This is a genomic window from Pseudanabaena sp. UWO310, from assembly GCF_006861605.1.
In the GTDB taxonomy this organism is placed as follows: Bacteria; Cyanobacteriota; Cyanobacteriia; order Pseudanabaenales; family Pseudanabaenaceae; genus Pseudanabaena.
Genome location: NZ_SELU01000013.1, coordinates 66839 through 84350, shown reverse-complemented (window position 1 = coordinate 84350; position 17512 = coordinate 66839). Strand labels below are relative to the sequence as shown.

16 protein-coding genes are annotated in these 17512 nt (G+C 43.4%); 9 read left to right on the top strand and 7 right to left on the bottom strand.

Translation table 11 applies throughout. The features are described from left to right. Window positions 1-232: 232 nt before the first annotated feature. Both PseudUWO310_RS06355 and bchM read right to left on the bottom strand, forming a co-directional pair. Entirely contained in the window at window positions 233-811 is a 579-nt protein-coding gene (locus PseudUWO310_RS06355; protein WP_142599902.1) for a Uma2 family endonuclease, read from the bottom strand. A 119-nt stretch (window positions 812-930) separates the two neighbouring features. Beyond that, window positions 931-1662 carry a magnesium protoporphyrin IX methyltransferase gene (gene bchM / locus PseudUWO310_RS06350; protein ID WP_223805560.1) on the bottom strand — a complete coding sequence of 244 codons (732 nt, stop codon included), beginning with the start codon at window positions 1660-1662 and terminating at the stop codon, window positions 931-933. 148 nt (window positions 1663-1810) lie between these two features. Here bchM and sppA point away from each other — a divergent pair, with 148 nt between their 5' ends. Together sppA and PseudUWO310_RS06340 are read left to right on the top strand one after the other, a co-directional pair. After that, window positions 1811-2818, top strand: a complete 1008-nt coding sequence (sppA, locus tag PseudUWO310_RS06345) for a signal peptide peptidase SppA (RefSeq protein ID WP_142599901.1) — start codon at window positions 1811-1813, stop codon at window positions 2816-2818. 69 nt (window positions 2819-2887) lie between these two features. Next, the gene (locus PseudUWO310_RS06340; RefSeq protein ID WP_142599900.1) at window positions 2888-3955 is read left to right on the top strand and encodes a 2OG-Fe(II) oxygenase; all 1068 of its coding nucleotides are present in this window, start codon (window positions 2888-2890) and stop codon (window positions 3953-3955) included. Between the two features lie 283 nt (window positions 3956-4238). On the opposite strand, the gene PseudUWO310_RS06335 is transcribed toward PseudUWO310_RS06340, so the two are convergent. Then, complete coding sequence (locus PseudUWO310_RS06335) at window positions 4239-4478, bottom strand: hypothetical protein (protein ID WP_142599899.1); 240 nt, start codon at window positions 4476-4478, stop codon at window positions 4239-4241. Between the two features lie 210 nt (window positions 4479-4688). Beyond that, window positions 4689-4826: a photosystem II reaction center protein K gene (locus PseudUWO310_RS06330; RefSeq protein ID WP_009627037.1), complete on the bottom strand. Its 138-nt coding sequence runs from the start codon at window positions 4824-4826 to the stop codon at window positions 4689-4691. 106 nt (window positions 4827-4932) lie between these two features. Here PseudUWO310_RS06330 and PseudUWO310_RS06325 point away from each other — a divergent pair, with 106 nt between their 5' ends. Together PseudUWO310_RS06325 and PseudUWO310_RS06320 are read left to right on the top strand one after the other, a co-directional pair. Continuing rightward, the gene (locus tag PseudUWO310_RS06325; protein ID WP_223805559.1) at window positions 4933-5400 is read left to right on the top strand and encodes a hypothetical protein; all 468 of its coding nucleotides are present in this window, start codon (window positions 4933-4935) and stop codon (window positions 5398-5400) included. A 192-nt stretch (window positions 5401-5592) separates the two neighbouring features. Then, entirely contained in the window at window positions 5593-5868 is a 276-nt protein-coding gene (locus PseudUWO310_RS06320) for a MoaD/ThiS family protein (protein ID WP_055074647.1), read from the top strand. An 85-nt stretch (window positions 5869-5953) separates the two neighbouring features. Here PseudUWO310_RS06320 and PseudUWO310_RS06315 read toward each other — a convergent pair whose 3' ends face one another. Next, window positions 5954-6262, bottom strand: coding sequence for a hypothetical protein (locus PseudUWO310_RS06315; RefSeq protein ID WP_009627034.1), 309 nt, complete (start codon window positions 6260-6262; stop codon window positions 5954-5956). Window positions 6263-6426: 164 nt separating this feature from the next. Between PseudUWO310_RS06315 and PseudUWO310_RS06310 the strand changes: the two genes are divergently transcribed. Beyond that, window positions 6427-7098, top strand: coding sequence for a 4'-phosphopantetheinyl transferase family protein (locus PseudUWO310_RS06310; protein WP_142599897.1), 672 nt, complete (start codon window positions 6427-6429; stop codon window positions 7096-7098). Between the two features lie 35 nt (window positions 7099-7133). On the opposite strand, the gene larB is transcribed toward PseudUWO310_RS06310, so the two are convergent. Next, window positions 7134-7889 carry a nickel pincer cofactor biosynthesis protein LarB gene (gene larB / locus PseudUWO310_RS06305; RefSeq protein WP_142599896.1) on the bottom strand — a complete coding sequence of 252 codons (756 nt, stop codon included), beginning with the start codon at window positions 7887-7889 and terminating at the stop codon, window positions 7134-7136. Between the two features lie 242 nt (window positions 7890-8131). On the opposite strand from larB, the gene PseudUWO310_RS06300 reads away from it, so the two are divergent. The 3 genes from PseudUWO310_RS06300 (at window position 8132) to PseudUWO310_RS06290 (ending at window position 13963) form a co-directional block, all read left to right on the top strand. After that, window positions 8132-9817 carry an iron uptake porin gene (locus PseudUWO310_RS06300; protein WP_223805558.1) on the top strand — a complete coding sequence of 562 codons (1686 nt, stop codon included), beginning with the start codon at window positions 8132-8134 and terminating at the stop codon, window positions 9815-9817. A 191-nt stretch (window positions 9818-10008) separates the two neighbouring features. Continuing rightward, window positions 10009-12252 (top strand): PhoX family protein, encoded by a 2244-nt coding sequence (locus PseudUWO310_RS06295; protein ID WP_142599894.1) that lies wholly within the window; start codon window positions 10009-10011, stop codon window positions 12250-12252. A 355-nt stretch (window positions 12253-12607) separates the two neighbouring features. Beyond that, the gene (locus PseudUWO310_RS06290; protein WP_142599893.1) at window positions 12608-13963 is read left to right on the top strand and encodes a tetratricopeptide repeat protein; all 1356 of its coding nucleotides are present in this window, start codon (window positions 12608-12610) and stop codon (window positions 13961-13963) included. Between the two features lie 293 nt (window positions 13964-14256). Here PseudUWO310_RS06290 and PseudUWO310_RS06285 read toward each other — a convergent pair whose 3' ends face one another. Beyond that, the gene (locus PseudUWO310_RS06285; protein WP_142599892.1) at window positions 14257-15507 is read right to left on the bottom strand and encodes a metallophosphoesterase family protein; all 1251 of its coding nucleotides are present in this window, start codon (window positions 15505-15507) and stop codon (window positions 14257-14259) included. A gap of 1065 nt (window positions 15508-16572) precedes the next feature. Between PseudUWO310_RS06285 and PseudUWO310_RS06280 the strand changes: the two genes are divergently transcribed. Next, window positions 16573-17496, top strand: a complete 924-nt coding sequence (locus tag PseudUWO310_RS06280) for a LysR family transcriptional regulator (protein WP_142599891.1) — start codon at window positions 16573-16575, stop codon at window positions 17494-17496. Window positions 17497-17512 lie beyond the last annotated feature (16 nt).

The window sequence follows — 17512 nt, the reverse complement described above, 5'->3', positions numbered from 1 at the left end:
GGCTCCTCCCAAGTTAAAAAAGTTTATATCTGTCAGAAAAGTAAGCTCCCTATAAATTCATTTTTTGTGATCACAGAAAATGAATTTTTTATGTCTATTTTTTGTGATCACAGAAAATGAGTTTTTTTAGTTTAATATCGTTTTTACTTTTTCTAGGGATTCTATTCAAACAGGTTTTGCTACGGTTTCGATGCGATCGCCTAAATATAAAATGTAAAGAATTCTTACAGCGCTAACCTGTCACAAGGCTTTCAAACTGGATTTGTCGATATAAATCATTGACCGCAATCTCTACCTTTATCGACTGTAAGAAAAGGCGATCGCCTAAACCATACTCAGAAAAAAACCATTTCCCCTCTTGATTACGCTGAAATACCTCCACCAATGGCTGTTCGACTTGCACTAAGACATATTCCTGTAGGCTTTCAGACTTGCGATATTGCTCGAATTTAAACCCGCGATCGTAGGCTTCCGTCGATGGCGAGAGAACTTCGATGATTAAGCATGGAAATAAAACTAACTGAGGTTCCGTATCACGCTCATCGCAAGTGACAACCACATCAGGATAGAAGTACTTCTTCCGTGGCTGAATCTGGACTTTGACATCAGATATATAAACTTCACATTGGCGATTAGCTAGAGCATCATCAAGTAATTTAAACCAATTACCTGAAACTCGGTTATGACTGCGCGTACCGCCAGCCATAGCGATAACTTCACCATTAAAGTATTCATGGCGAACTTCTTGCGTTGCTTCCCAAGCAAGATATTCTTCATAGTTCATCAATAGGCGATCGGGTAAGGCAACCATATTAAAAGCAAGATTTAGCGTGGTGATTATCCTATTTTAGCGTGACAGTTATTTGCAAAAACCAAAAAGAGAAAAGCGGCGCTTCGCGCCGCTTTTCTCTTTTTGGTTTTTGGCTAAATTTAATTGCGGACAGCTTCGAGTAGGCGTGAGAAATAAAAGGAGGTGGCAGTAAATTCCTTGCGCTTAATCGTGAAGCCTAGCTTCTGAAGAACTCGGCGGACATCGGACTCCTTATGTAGATAGGCGCGAGTTGCTTTACTAGGACCAGGAACCATATCGCCTACTTTTTTCATCAGGACATAGTAGGGATTTTTCGGTGCAAAACTGAGGATCAGACGCGATTTGGCAAGAGATGCGAGATGGGCGATCATTTCTTCAGATTCGCGATCGGGATAATGAATCAACACATCAAGACAAATTACCGTGTCATATTCTCCCGATAATGAGGCGAGATCCTTGACTTCAAAGATCGGATTTTCAGGATTGCTGGCGCGGGCTTTACCTTCGCCGACCATTTTTTCGGAAATATCACTTGCATATACCTTTGCCCCCATTGCCGAGAGAGGAATGCTCAAGCTACCCGTGCCACAACCCGCATCACAAACTGTTTGTCCGACAGCATTTTTGTCATTTTTAAACCAGTCCAAAACATAATCGACGGTTTGTTGGTGCCCCATACGAATATCCCGTTGGACTCGGTTGACATCACCTTCGCCATAAATCCGCCGCCAGCGATCGAAGCCCGTGGAATTAAAATAATCGCGAACTATTTCTTTATCCTTGGGAGCTTTTGAATTTGTATTGGAATTTTTATTGGATGAGTCGATCGCTTGATTAGATCTATTAGACATAATTGTGAAGAAAGCTTACAAAAAAGCCGATTGAATTAGTAGTTTTGTTACAGGTGATGATTTTACCCCAGAAAGTAAAGGCGTTGTGTACTGCCGCTACTTTCTAGGTTTTGTATTAAACTTAAGGCAATTGCCAGAAAAATTTGCTATGCAACTCAATCGCATCATTGCCCTTGTCCTCGTCGCTATTTGTTTTGTCTCAGCTACCTTTGGCATTCAACGCCGCCAAATGGATGAGTCTTTAAACCTAAAGACTTTGCTTGATCGCGATCGCCTCGAACTGGTTTCTCTGGATGGAGCCATCACGGGTGGGAGAGCATCGGCTTCGGGGGCTATGGCAGTACGCGATCGCTTGCGAGAACTGATTAAGGATAAATCCGTAAAAGGAGTATTGCTATCGATCAATAGTCCTGGGGGAACCGTCGGCGCGAGTAAAGAACTCTACGAAGCCGTTAAGGATCTAAAAGAGCAAAAGCCCGTTGTCGTGAGTATGCTCGATCAGGCCACTAGTGGGGGCTACTATGCGGCTAGTCCTGCCACTAAAATCTATGCCAATGCGGGGACTTTAACTGGCAGTATCGGGGTGATTCTGAGCGGATTTAATGCCAAGGAACTGCTTGATAAGGTGGGCATTCAGGCTCAAACCATTAAAACGGGTCCCTACAAAGATATTTTTTCTCCCTTTCGCGAACTGGGCGATCCTGAGCGGCAAATTCTCCAAGAACTCTTACAGAGTACCTATCAAGAATTTATTGGCGATGTCTCTAAAGGTCGCAAACTGGACTTAGAAGTGGTGCGGAAACTCGCTGACGGGCGAATTTATACGGGAAGACAAGCCAAGGATAATAAGCTGGTTGATGAGTTGGGAACTCTAGACGATGCGATCGCTGATTTGCGAGCTTTAGCCAGAACTAAATTTGGGATATCCGATGCGATTGAGTTACCAATTCGGCGATCGCCTGCCTCCTTTGATCGCGTTTTAGATCAATTGCTCAGTCAGTCTAATGTAAGCATTGCTTTGCCATTCTTTGATGCGGGTAATGGCAATATTTCTGGGGCGATCGCGGATCAGTTAACCTCCAAGCTAACGAGTCATCAAATGCAAGCGGGTAGCTACGACCCACCAATTTTATTAATGCCCAGTTGGGTTAACTAGATCGAGCCTCAATCTAGGGAATTCAGCGCTCATCATCACGAATATTAATCAAGAACATTAACTAAGATCATGCAGGCTCAGAGGGAACCTAAAGTTATTTCTGAAGTTATTTCTGAAGTCATTTCTGAAATTATTTCTGAAGATAAAATCTGCCAAGTTGAGAGCCTTATCAAACAACTCGATCTTGTCAGACATATTGCCGAATCGGGATTCTGGCTATCGACGGATGAACTTGCCATTTTGCTAAATCTCGATGGGAAATTTATCCGTAGTTTACATAATGAAATAGCCTCGCCCAATCCAAACTACAAATTTTTTTGGCGCAACTTTGAATGTATTCTTGCCGATCGCCAATTTGAAAAGGGCTTTTGGCTGCTAAGAACGCGCGATAATTCCTTAGTAAATACTTCAATAAATAAAGGTCAAGAAAAAGGTCTAGAACTTTCTAAGGCGGCTGCGAACCACACCAATCAAGCCCCAAATTCAGCAATAACTAGCGAGGCAATACCTAGTGAGGCAATTTCCCTCAATCCTTCCCCAGAAACTAAGGTTATCCCAACTCCCTATGCATTGATTGAAAATTTCTTGTCTCAAAGCCAATTGAACGATTTATTGCGCTATAGCATTCACAAACAAGCGGAATTTATTCCCACTAGCAACTCAGCCAACGATCCCAACTATCGAAAATCGTTTTTTCTTGCCCATTTCCCAGAATTCTCGGAGTTGATGATCGATAGGGTGAGAAAAATTACGCCGCAGATTATTAAGCATTTAGACATTAACAATTTTGCGATCGGGCAAATCGAGTCGCAGTTGACAGCCCACAATCATGGCAATTTTTACAAAATCCACAATGATAGTGGCAGCGATGATGATGCCTCGCGAATTCTTACCTATGTCTACTATTTCAATCGCGAGCCGAAAGCATTTACGGGAGGGGAATTAGTAATTTACGATAGTAGGATCGAAAATGGCTATTATGTAGCCGCCGATTCCTTCAAAACCATTAAGCCCACCAATAATACGATCATCTTTTTCCCCAGCCACTGTATGCATGAAGTCCTGACTGTGAGCTGCCCATCCGAATATTTTGCTGATAGTCGTTTCACGATTAATGGTTGGGTACGCCATGTTTAGTCTATTTATAGCTGTCGCCTGTATATAGGACATAAACCCCAAGAATTGAGTGGCGGCGCGAAGCGCCGCCACTCAATTCTTGGGGTTTGATTTGTCCTCATTCAAGTGACTGTAGGCTATTTAGTATTTAATTTGGCTCTATAGGTGTTTCGGGGAGATCAACCATGATAAATGGCTTAATGCTTTTAATGACGAGTGTTTCAGCTATCAAAGGCTTCCGAGGCTAAAACTATTGCACATCAAGCATTTCAGCCATTTAAGCTAAAGTATCTCCCCGAAACACCTATTGAGCCTTTAATTTTTGTTTGACTTTGGAGATGACACCGCTAGCGATCGCTCCAGCCATAACAATTCCCAAGACGGGCTGAATGAGAGGTTCCCATAGTTGTCGCCACAACTCCAGCCCAAGGTTGATTTTCAAGCTTTCTCCGCCGAGGGCAACGAGTAGCCACCCAAAAAAGAAAAATACTAAAAACAGATTGAACATTAAAAATTTATTTGTCCAGCGACCAAAAGTTTCCATAAATTTTCTGAATTTTCGATCATCTTAAAACAATCGGGGTAACGTTGCCGTCACCCCGATTATTTATATCGTTTTTTTATAAATAAACTAGCTAAATAAACTAGCCAAACAAGTCAGCTATGAGAGCGGGTAAATAGGTAAGCCCTACTTGCAATACGAAATGAAAAGTTTTTATAAGTTTTTGATTAAGTCAAGACTTAAAATTCAAACCTATTTGAAACCAACCGCTGCTTGCCATACAAAAGCAAGTAGCAAAAAGAACACGGGAATCACGGGAAGAACGTTTACCAGTGGATCGAAAATTCTGTAGGCTTCAGGTAACGTTGCGATTAATAGACTAAGTGGCATTAAAAATAGACCTCCTTCAAGAGCTAAGATGAATTTTACCACGACAAAGAAGCCATTCTTTTTTCTGAAAATTTTTTATCCAAGCGTTTATTAAATGGGTTTATTTATGGCGATCGCAAAAAAACAAACGGACTACCTGCAAAAATTCTTCCAGCTTTTTAAGGTTACGCTCTTGTCTTTACTGCTCTGTGGCGGGATGACGATCTTGAGCGCTCCAGCTTGGGCAAATGTCCAAATAAAGCTGACGAATATTAACTATGAGCCCTGCATTGGCGATGCAGGCAAGAATATGGTAACTGGCGGTGGGGTGATGTCCGCCAAGTGTTACACGATCAAGGGAAAAGCAAACAATACATCGGGTAAAGTTGTTTACAATGCCGATATCTTTGGGCGTATTTACGATGCTAATGGCAACGATGCCATGCCCGAACGGGCAAGATTGGGTGCTGTGGAGGAAATTCCTGTGGGCAAAAGTGATTTTCAAATTATGGTGGCAATTCCTGCCGAACAGCCCGAACCGCTCGAACTTAAGCAGTTTAAAGCTTCGGGATTTGCTGGTAAAGTGCGGCGGTAATCTCACTCAAGTTAAAATATACATACCTAGATTGGAGCGACCTAAGTCGCTAGGCATAATTAAAAGCCAGACTCAAAACCTATGGCTCATGCATTGCGTGAATCATGGGTTTCGGGGCTTTATAGTTAATTGCGCCTAGCTACCTATCTCGTTGTTTCAATCTTTAAATTTCTCTGAATCGATCTCAAAAATATGGCTGTTAAAGTTTTAATTCCCACTCCCCTCCAACAATTTACGAACAATCAAGCCACTGTTGAGTGTGCTGGTAGTTCTGTGCAAGCAATTATTGACTCCCTCGAAACTAGTTTTTCAGGTATCAAAGGACGTATTTGCGATCCCGAAGGCAATCTCCGCCGCTTTGTTAATTTTTATGTCAACAGTGAGGATATTCGCTTTCTTGATGGGGTAAATACTCCTCTCAAGGATGGCGATGAAGTAAGCATCATTCCTGCGATCGCAGGGGGCTAGTCCCAGTTACGGGGGGTGCATGGCATCCCCTGTGATTTGGTGAATTTATCCATGCATCCAGTTATGAATTCAGCTATGAATCCAGCTATGAATCCATCAAATTGGTAATTATTTCAAGCATCCACAGGGCTGCTTGTTTTTTGGCATCGGGATCGACTTTGCCTTTGTCACCCCAATTTTGTAGCCATTTCCCCAAACCACCCATGGAGTTGCCCATCCATTGCCCCACCTGTGCAAAAATTTGTTGGGGACCGACACCAGTTAATACTTGGATGGCAAAAATTACGGCAACCACTAAAAATGCAGTTTTAAAGCTGGCTTTAATCACGCTCAACAGCCACCACAGCAGTAGCAGCGAGACGATTAATGCGCCGATCACTAGGGGCAAATTCATAGATTTTTCAATCCCATCTCAAATGCAAAGAGTTTATTAGATTTTGGCACGATCGCGCCATTGACGTTACTTAGCTTCGACTCCGCTCAGCTAACTTTAGCTGAGCGGAGTCGAAGCCACAGGTACTTTAATTAATATCAAGTCCCTTACCACAGTTTTAGATCTTGTCTCAAGAATTGCAAATTTATCAAGCTCGGCTCGATATCTCTCCAATAGAAGTCGATCGCCTATGGCGATTTCTCTCAGAAGATGAGCGATCGCGGGCTAATCAATTTAAACGCGCCCATCTCAAACGTAATTTTGTCGCCGCTAGGGGAAATCTCCGTGAGCTGCTCGCCCGATGGCTAGGCTGCGAACCTCAAGAGATTCGGTTTAACTACAGCGATCGCGGCAAGCCCTATCTGCAAAATCTTTCCCCTTCTGAGGCGATTTATTTTAATCTAGCGCATTCGCAAGACTTGGCTCTCTATGTTTTGTCTAGACATAGTGACGTGGGTATCGATCTGGAATATATCAACCCTAACTGTGATGTTATGGGCATTGCGGGACGTTACTTCTTACCTTCCGAGCAGAAAATTATCAGCGCATTAGGCGATCGCCAACAGCAGCAGCTAGCGTTTTATCGACTATGGACTCTGAAGGAAGCCTACGGCAAAGCTACAGGACAAGGGATTGCCAATCTCCTAGATGCGATCGATGTTTCTTTATGCCTCGAACGTCCCCTAGGTGAAGTTCTAGAGATTGCTGGATGGAGCTTGAATCTTTTAAATACCGACGAACTTGCCATAGCCCCAAGTTACGCTGCCGCCCTATGTAAACAGGCAAATCGCGAATAAATTGATAGTGCGAGGCTTTGCCTCGCACTATCAATTTATTCGCGATTTGCCAAGCGCAAAATCTTGCCTGCTAACATCGCCGCCCCAAAGCCATTATCAATATTGACGACACCTACTCCCGTCGCACAGGAATTAAGCATGGTCAGCAAAGGAGCCAGACCATTAAAACTTGCCCCATAGCCGATGCTTGTGGGTACTGCCACGATCGGACAATCAGCCAAGCCCGCCACTACGCTAGCTAATGCTCCTTCCATACCAGCAACCACAATGATTACGTCGGCATCGGCGATTGCTTCGCGATGACTGAGGAGGCGATGAATTCCTGCCACCCCAACATCCCACAGCCGCTTGACGACAAATCCGCATAGTTCGCCCGTGATGGCTGCCTCTTCGGCGATCGGTAGATCGGCAGTTCCTGCGGTAATGATTGTGATTGTGCCTTCCTTCTGCATCGTTGACTCCCCCAAACAACAAATTTGCGCGATCGGAAAATATCGCAAACCTCGCAAAGATGGTTGAATCTGTGCATAAACTTCTGCGGAGATCTTAGTTGCCATGACCAATGGATTTTTTGACTCCATGACACGCATAATCTGCACGATTTGTGCAGGAGTTTTCCCCAAACCAAAAATCACTTCAGGAAATCCCGTCCGCAACATACGATGGTGATCGATTTTGGCAAAGTCACCAACGGATTCATAGTGAAGATATTTTAATTCTTCTAAAGCCTTTTCTGGACTCAGATCCCCCTTCGCAACCGTTTCTAACAGTTGCTTTAAATTGTGATGCATAAATATCAATTATTTTAAGAGTAGCTAAGCCTGTAAGTAGCTAGGCATAGTTAAAATCCAGATCTAAAACCTGCGGCGCACGAGCAGCGTGCGCCGCAGGTTTTAGGGTTTTATATGTAATTATACCCAGCTACTTACTTAACAATATAAAAAAAACACAATCAAAGCTTAAACCAAAGATAATTTTGACGAACTAATACAAAAGTATGATCTCCTGTGAAGTGAGGAAAATCATACTAGTTGTGAAACTAAAATATCCCAAATTGCAACAGTCAGTTGTTGCCGCAGTCTTTTTAGGCTCATTATTTAATATCAGTAGTGCCTATGCTACCGATAATCAAGGTTCTGCTTCCCAAAAGACAAACCTCCAAAATCCTTCCAAGGTAGAAAGCACGCTCCAAAAGATCGATCGCGATGCCCTGCAATCTCCTCTAGAGGAGCCAGTGGAAACAGCGCAAAACGTGACATCCGTATCACAACTGACGGATGTTAAACCCACTGATTGGGCTTTCACATCTTTACAGTCTCTAGTTGAGAGATATGGTTGCATCGCTGGCTACCCAGATCGCACCTTTCGCGGCAAACAAGCCCTGTCCCGTTACGAGTTTGCGGCTGGGCTCAACGCTTGCTTGGATAAAATCAACGAAATTATTTCGGCAGGGCTCGCCGATAAGGTAAGCAAAGACGATCTTGCTGTTTTAAAGAAATTACAAGACGAATTTGCTGCCGAACTAGCCACCTTGAGAGGTCGGATTGACTCTCTTGATAAGAAGGTCGCCATCCTAGAAGCCCAGCAATTTTCTACGACGACCAAACTAAACGCCACTGTTATCTTTGCTCTTGCTGATACCTTTGGTAATAGTGTCGGTAAGACGACAGATGGGACAAATACTTCCTTTGGCTACCGTGCGCGTTTAAACTTTGACACGAGTTTTACAGGGAAAGATCGCCTGCGAACCCGACTGCAAGCAGCTAACCTCCCTAATCTAGGCTCAGCTACGACAGGAACGGGAACCAATATGGCTCGTTTAGCTTTCACTCAAGACACTGCTAATAACTTCCAAATTGACAAGTTCTTCTATAAATTTCCTGTTGGGAACAGCGCAACCGCCTATATCGGTGTGAATGCTCTAGATGCGGATGACATTCTGAATACGCTCAACCCTTATTTCGAGAGCAGTGATAGCGGCGCTTTATCGCGATTTGGGCGGTTCGATCCTCTCATGTTTCGCGGGCTTAGTGGGGCTGGGGCTGGGTTTAGCTATAACCTCAGCAAAGAATTTAATATTGCCGCTAGCTATTTAGCCGATACAGGTGATGCGACACCCAATAACGCAGCTTCACCTACAGGACAGGGTGGTTTATTCAACGGTGGCTATATTGCCAGCTTGCAATTGGTATATTCCCCTTCCAAGGATTTGCGGTTTGGGGCTATTTATGCCCATAGCTTCGATCCAGGCGCAATTGCAAATATTGCGGGAAATACAGGTAGTAGCTTTGGTAGTAAGCCTTTTGGTTCTAACGATACCTCTGCCGATCGCTTTGGCGGTCAGTTTACATGGTTAGTATCCAAAGGTTTGAATATTAGCGGCTGGGTTGGATTTGCGAATGCCCGTCAAGAGTCTGGCTCTGGTGCTGGTAATACTGCGAACCTGTTCAACTGGAGTGTGAACTTAGCATTCCCCGATCTTTTTGCTGATGGTAATACTGGGGGAATCATTTTTGGTCAACCTCCCAAAGTGACCTCCAACTCGATCGCGGCTAATGTCGATCAAAGCACTTCCTATCTTCTCGAACTGCAATACAACTTCCGTCTTAACAAAAACATCACGGTTACTCCAGGAATTATCGCGGTCTTCAATCCCAATCATAATTCCGCCAATGACACAGTTTGGGTAGCCACGATTAAGACTTTGTTTACCTTCTAATACCAATTCCCAAAAGTGTTGTCACACTTTTGGGAATTAAAAACCAAACCCAGCAAGGGTTTTCAAATCACAAAATGGCATAGCCATTTTGTGATTTGGTATAAATTAGCTGCGCCGATTAATCATTTTGTAGCCATGCTTTGCATGGCTACAAAAGTTCAAATTTATTAAACTGAACTAGCGAAAAGACTATGAGCGTTAAACGTAGAGATTTCTTGATGTTTTTGGGAGCAGGCGCAGGAACTATCCTATTTGATGCCATTCCTAAAGCTAACTCATCCCAGACTTTTTCCATGCCTTTTATGGAAACTATTCCTGCGGGAGAAGCTTTTGCCGCCAACCCCATCGCTAACAATCTGAGCTTCAAGCCTATACAGGGACCCATGCCACTCAAAACCAGTGGTATGTCTAAGGAGCAGCAAGTTACGGCGTATAAAAATTTTAATGTTGTAGATGATCTCGTTCTACCCGAAGGATTTACCTATGATGTAGTTGCCGCATGGGGCGACAAGGTAGGCGATTCTCGTTTTGGATATAACAACGATTATTTATCTCTAGTCGAAACGGGCAATAACGAAGGTTATCTAACCGTTAACTTTGAATATATTAGTGCGATTCCTTGGGAACAAAGTTTTAGTAAGGTGATTGGGAAGCCTCTCCCGTTTGCGGAAATGAACAAAGCGCTAAAAACGGCTGGGGAGGAAGGCGTAAATGTGATTGCTCTAGAAAAGAGCGATCCCCTGAGAATGAAGCTAGAATTGATTGCCAAGGAAGCCATGATCGATGTGGGCATTGGCGTGATTTCTGTGCGTCGTAATGCCGATGGCAAATGGGTACGTACCAATTCGAGTGCCGATCGCCGTGTCACAGGACTTTCGGGTTTAGAGGATGGAAAATACCTTCAAGCAACGGGTCCCTCCGCAGAAATCTTCCGCAAAACCGAGGGAATGGGTTATATAGACAAACTAGGCGATCGCATTATCGGCACATTTAACAACTGTGCAGGTGGAACAACGCCTTGGGGAACTGTTTTTAGTGCTGAGGAAAACTTCCAAACCCTTGTACCAGATCCCGTAATGCCCGATGGGACTTCCTTTGCTCCCAGTAAGAAGAAGTTCGCCAAAAACGATGAAGATGAATTTCTGGGACTTGGCAGTGTTTTTGGGCTTGCGGGTAATAAATATGGCTGGATGGTGGAAATCGATCCTGCTAACCCCGATGACTATGGCACTAAGCACACTTGGCTAGGACGCTTTCGCCATGAGGCTGTTGGCATCCGCGCTGAAGCAGGCAAGCCCTTGGCGTTTTACTCTGGTTGCGATCGCCGTGGTGGACATCTCTACAAATTTGTCAGTAGCGGTACTATTACCGATCCTAAAGACAAAGCAAATTCTAAGCTTCTCGAATCGGGAATGCTCTACGTTGCGAAATTCAATGCTGATGGCACGGGCACTTGGATTCCCCTCACGGCATCAACTCCAGTCAATCCTGACAAACTCAGCGTCTTAGCTGGCAAGATGTTGCCATTACCAAAACGTCCTGACGGTGGCTACTTTAAGGCAACCAAAGAGGAAGAAATCGCGGAGTTTAAGGCGAAATTTAAGGTCTTAGGCGATCTTTATTTGGGTAATGAAGTTGAGAAGCAAGGCGCAATTTTAATTGATGCTCACTATGCGGCAAATGCGGCGGGAGCTACCTGCACCGCCCGTCCTGAAGATACGGAAATTGCTCCCGATGGCTCACTGATGATTGCTTTCACCTCTGGTTCCATTAGTACCAGTGATGGAAGCCCTGATCTCCGCATTTTCAAGGGGAATGATGGCAAAGCCTATGAGTATGGATGGGTTATGCGTTTAGCTGAAAACAGTAATGCCCCTGATGCCATGAGCTTCCGTTGGCGTATTCTGGCTACGGGAGGCGAACCCGTCGATGGTGGGCAAGGATTTACGAATCCTGACAACCTTGCGATTGATCGCAGTGGCAATGTGTGGATGGTTACAGATATTTCGAGCGATAAGTACAACAAAGCGATTCCTAGCCGCACCGACAAGGAAGGTAAACCTGTTAGCCAATCGAACCTCCGTGGGCTGTACGGTAATAGCTCCATTTGGTTTATTCCCACCTCAGGAGCAAATGCAGGACAAGCCTACTTATTTGGTTTTGGCCCAGTGGAATGTGAAACGACTGGTCCCTTCTTCAGTCGCGATCAGCAAACGCTCTTTCTATCTGTTCAGCATCCAGGTGAGGTTAAGGGTATTCGCAAAGATATGGCAATGGAAACTCGTAAGTTTGCAATGAAGACAACGAGCGGGGAAGAGTTTATCCAAACCCGTAAAGTTCCCATTGGTTCAAATTGGCCGAACTTGAAACCGAACGAGCCTCCTAGACCTGCGGTAGTTGCCATCCGTAAAGTTAACAATCAATCCTTGATTTAACTCAATTTTGATTAAAATCGCAACGTCAGGTTTGCTGAGGATATAAAACCCAAAAAATTAGTGGCGGCGCAAAGCGCCGCCACTAATTTTTTGGGTTTTGCTTTGTCCTAGCTATCTCTTATACCAACTCACTAAAGTGAGCCAACACTCTAGTGAATTAAAAAACAAACCCAGTAAGGTTTTGAGATTTCCAAAATGGCAACGCCATTTTGGAAATTGGTATAAAAGAGAATGGCGGTGTTTTGCGCCGCTGCTCTCTTTTGGAGATAGCTATAGTGATTAAATGGTGATATATTTAGGCGTAAGTTGCGATCGCGCTAATATTTTATAAATTTATCCAGTTACAGCCAAATATATGAGCCTTATAAACGCAAAGATAAACGCAAAGGTAAATGCAAAGATAAATGCAAAGAAAGTTTTACTCAGTTCTGTAAGCCTAGTAGCTGTTTTTTTTGGAGTAAATGTTTTAGGTGCGATCGCGCAAGTTTCTGAGCGATATTTATCAAGTCAGGAAATTCAGGATCTGGAAACACAATTTCAGATTAGCAGTCTAGGAGTTACTGGTAGAGGAGTTACAGAATATAGGAATCCATCGGAGATATCCCAAATCAATGATTTTGTGAATGCTTGGCAAAAAGCTGACTCTTCTATCTCTCCATTCCTAGGTAATTGGGCAGGGTTTGAGGAAGGTTTGAGTATCTATCCATCTACAACGAAGGGACAAGTCTGTGTAGTAGAAACTTTCCTTGGTGGACGTGATGATGGAATCCAAAAGAGAATTGGTGTTGCTACAGTTTTAGATGGTAGATTACTGGTAACGGGTGAATCTGGTAAAAAATTAATTGTCCGAAAAAAAGGTGTTTTAAGATCGGGTATAGAAAGCGAATTCATTGCCCAGTATTCTGGGACTAACGCGAGAAATACTGTTATGGCTTATAGTCTACCGAAACCGCTAGGGACAATTGATAGTAGACTAACTAGATTTGGATGCACAACTTCTTTCCCTTCGGTAAGTAGTGCGACAAATTCGGCTGCTTCATCTTCTATTCCAGTCAAACAAACAGATACGATCGCCAAATATCCCACCAAAGAAGATTTCATCACGCTGGAGAAAAAATTGCAGGGCAACCCAGAAAGCCTAGTCAAACTGCGTGGTAATCAGGCAGAACAGCGCCGCAAGTTTCAAGAGATCTGGAAAGACCGCAATCCTAACGCCGCCAAATTTTTAGGCGCTTGGTATACTAGCGATCGCTATTTTTACGTATTTCCATCCACAGTAAAAGGTGGAACCTGCGTCGTCACCCAAGATGCGATTGGAAAACTCGACATGCAGATTGGCGTTGTCCTCAATAAAGAATTGCGCTATGGCGGTGGTAAAGGATTCTTCTGGATCGATCGCGAAAATATTGTGGCATCTAGAGATTCAGGTTCAGGTAGCCTCTATCCTATCTATGCCACCATGGGAATGCCCGAACTGCCAGAAAGCATGATCGGGGACATGGAACGTCAGAAATGTATCACTACTCTGCCCTTTGAAGCTGACGCACAGTACTATAAAGAACTTGGCGATCGCTTTGTTAAACTTGGGAAAAAGGAGGAAGCAATTTCTAACTATCGTAAAGCGGTAGAGCTTTTACGCAAGCAAAATCAATTCACACAGGCTAAGGCGATCGAAGCTCAAATTCTCAAGCTCGGCACAAGTGATAAGTAGTGCAGCATAATTAAACACCAAAACTGAGAAGAGTGTACCGCCTACTTAGCAGGCAGTACACTCTTCTCAGCTACTTAGGGACTTGCGAGAAAATAAGATACCAATCCAGATTTACCAGAATCGTTGGCGCGGCGGAGCCGCGCCAACGATTCTGGTTTTATATTTGATACTTCATTAAATTGCAAGTCCCTTATACCAATTCACGCAAGTGTGACAACACTTTTGTGAATTAAAAACCAAACCTAGTAAGGTTTTCAAATTAAGAAATGGCGTAGCCATTTCTTAATTTGGTGTTAGTTGGCAGAACAGGAAACCTGCTTATCTTTCAAAATGCAGGACTTGAGAACTTTGCCAAACCGATCGTAGTTAGTCAATTTCCAATTGTTGCCATCTTTTTCCATCATGGCAAACCCAAATTCATTGGGCTGATTAAAGCCACTTTTTACAGTAACGCCATTGATAACCATCCCCGCAGGATTAAGGGGAACTCCAGAATCTAGGTAGTCTCCGCCATGCCCAGCGACAATTTGAGGAGGAATTGAGCCTTCGTAGTTAAACAATTGGAAGCTGTGATGATGTCCAGATAACAAAGCAACTACATTACTGGGAATATTGGTCTTTGCCGCCTCAGCCAAGGTGACATTAAAGCCGATCGGCTTACCATCTTTTATCTCTTCTGCACTCCAGATTGGTCGATGAAGTGTAATCCAAGTAGGACGACTACTCATTTTCCCGATCGCTCGAAACTGTTCGCTAAATTTCTTGACTTCCGATTCATTCGCTTTTTCTTCATCCGCCGTGGAAACATCCATTACGGCAATGTTGAAAGTGTTAAAGGTTGCCATAAATGGCTCTCCCATACCCACGCAACCTTTCTCCTCATCAAAGGCATAGGGATCGAGGGCGCGACTCCAACCTTTACCACCACGCTTACACTCTTCGTGATTACCACGGGTAAATACCCAAGGCGCTACCCGTAGAAGGTTATCCGCAGGCGCGAAGAAATCTGCACGCCATACCGCCCAATTATCGCCATAGGGACTACCCGCACAGCCCGTATTACCTTCAGGACAAGCGGTTTCGCGATAGTGATAATCCCCCACATGAAGTACGAGGTCAGGCTTCATTTGAGCGGCAACTTCAGCAACTAGGCGAAATGGCCATTTAGTGGGATCGTTGCAAGCCTGTACTTTCTTACCTTTCATGCGACATCCCGTATCACCAATTAAGAGAATTTTCTTGGGTTCCGCCACTGGCAATTTGAGAGGAACATTCTCGATCGCTACGGATTTTGCGGTTTTGGGAATTGGCAAAGCACAGACTAGGACAGGATACTGCTCATTGGGGTTGGCTCTTGGGGTCATTGATGCTTCTTGTCCATCGATTGTAGCGATCGGACAAGAAGAGCGATCGGTAATTACGCGGGCTTCAATACCTTTAGGAGCGTATTGTACCCATTGATAGGTTTCGGCAGAAGCAGCAGGGGCGATCGCGACCGCTAATCCCAAGAAAAACGCGGATTGCAAATTGGTGGCAGACTTCATGCTAGCGGTTTCTCACGGTTATTGTTTTAAAAAGTATGTGAGTGCCTAGATACTTATCTAGATACTTATTAAAATCTGAGTATTGAACTCTATTTATATGCTGTCTAGGCAAAATGCTGTCTAGACAAAATGCTATCTAGGCAAGGCTCATAACTACAATATTTTAGGTAGTTTGGGTCGAAATCGAGATTAAGGTTCGTTTAAGTATTTCATCTCCCTAAATGTAAAAAGAAAGCGCAAAAAGAAAGTGTAAAAAGAAAGTGCAAAAAGATTAACTTTTTTGAAAGTAAAAATTAGTTCCTACAAGGTTTTTAAGTTTTTATTTTGCCCTAGATAAAATAAAAACAAAATAAAAGCAAAATAAAAATATTTATAATTAATTCAGCTTAGTTAAAAATTGCAATTAGCATCTATATGAAAACGCGATCAGTATAGGGGCTCAGATCTTAAATGTATTGAGCAAGTTCACTTGTCAAGTTTATTGCTACTGGGCTATTTAGGAATAATATTCAAGAATAAAATGTCAGTCTTCCTGTAGCCAAGGAATAGAATCAAATTATGGTAAAGCTTAACGAAGCGGAGATTAAATTTATCTGTAAAAGACTGTAGGAGATATTTTATTTTTCTAAGTGGCTAGGTAAGTAGCTCGGCATAAGTAAACTTAAAACCCAGAAGAGCATACCGCTCGATACGCGGACGGTATGCTCTCTGGTTTTGGTTTTTAATTTATGCGGAACTACTTAAATAAGTAGGTTTAAGTAAATATAAAAACCTAAAACCTGCGGCGCGCGCGCAGCGTGCGCCGCAGGTTTTAGATCTGGATTTTAATGATGCTGAGGTACTTAATTAAAAAAACTACTAATAATAAAGGAATAGCTATAGATAGCTGAGGTCAATAAGAATAGGTCTAACCTAAGTTATAAGATTTCTTGTTACAGATGCTACTTTTCTGAAATCCTAGAAGCGGCTTAATAGCTATACAATAGATTTATTTCGGTTTGATTAACAAACTCTGTAGATCGAACTAAATAAAAGCTAATTATCAGCAGTTATTCTTGATTTCCCATGCGTTTGGAACAGTTACAGGCTTTTTTGGCAGTTGCAGAAACAGGAAATTTCCAGCAGGCGGCACAAAAGTGCGGGGTGAGTCAGTCAACCATTAGTCGGCAGGTGCAATCACTGGAAGCAACTGTGGGAATCACCCTCTTTCATCGACAGGGCAATGCTAAGTTGACTGTAGGAGGCGATCGCCTGCTTATCCATGCGAAGAAAATTTGCCAGATCTGGACAACGGCGGAGCAGGAGTTAAGCGATTTACGTGCAGGCAAACAAACCGAGCTTTGTGTGGCGGGAATTCCTTCGGCATGTGCTTATCAGTTACCACCCATCCTCCAAACCTTTGCTAAGACCTATCCCAATGTGCAGCTACGGGTGACTACCTTAGGCAGCGATCGCGCCCTCAAGGTTCTCAAAGATGGATTAATAGATATTGCGATCGTTATGAATAATCCCTTTTTGACAGCAAGCTCAGAAATGGTGGTCGAACATCTATACGATGAAAAAATTCAATTGCTGCTACCCGCAAAACATCCGCTTAGTAAAAAAGAAACTTTGTCTTGGCGAGATTTACATAATTGTCCGCAGGCAGTATTTAAGGACGGTTATGGGTTACAACGTCTTGTTCAAGATCAGTTTAATCGTCAGGGAATTTCTTTAAATGCGGCTCTTGAATTAAATTCTTTAGAAGCCTTTCGTGGGGTCGTTAAGCAAGGGAGTCTGGTCGCCCTTTTACCCGAAACCTTTGTGGTGGAATTAATTGGTGATCCCGATCTCGTAGTGCGATCGCTTAACGAACCGAATCTCACTCGCGAGATCGTTTTAGTTACCACTAGCGATCGCATCCAAATTCCACCAATTCAATATTTTTGCAAACTCGCCAGTCAGATGATTGGTCAGAGTCGTCCTCCCATTCTTAAGAGTGCCTTTTAATCTAAGTAAGTTGGTC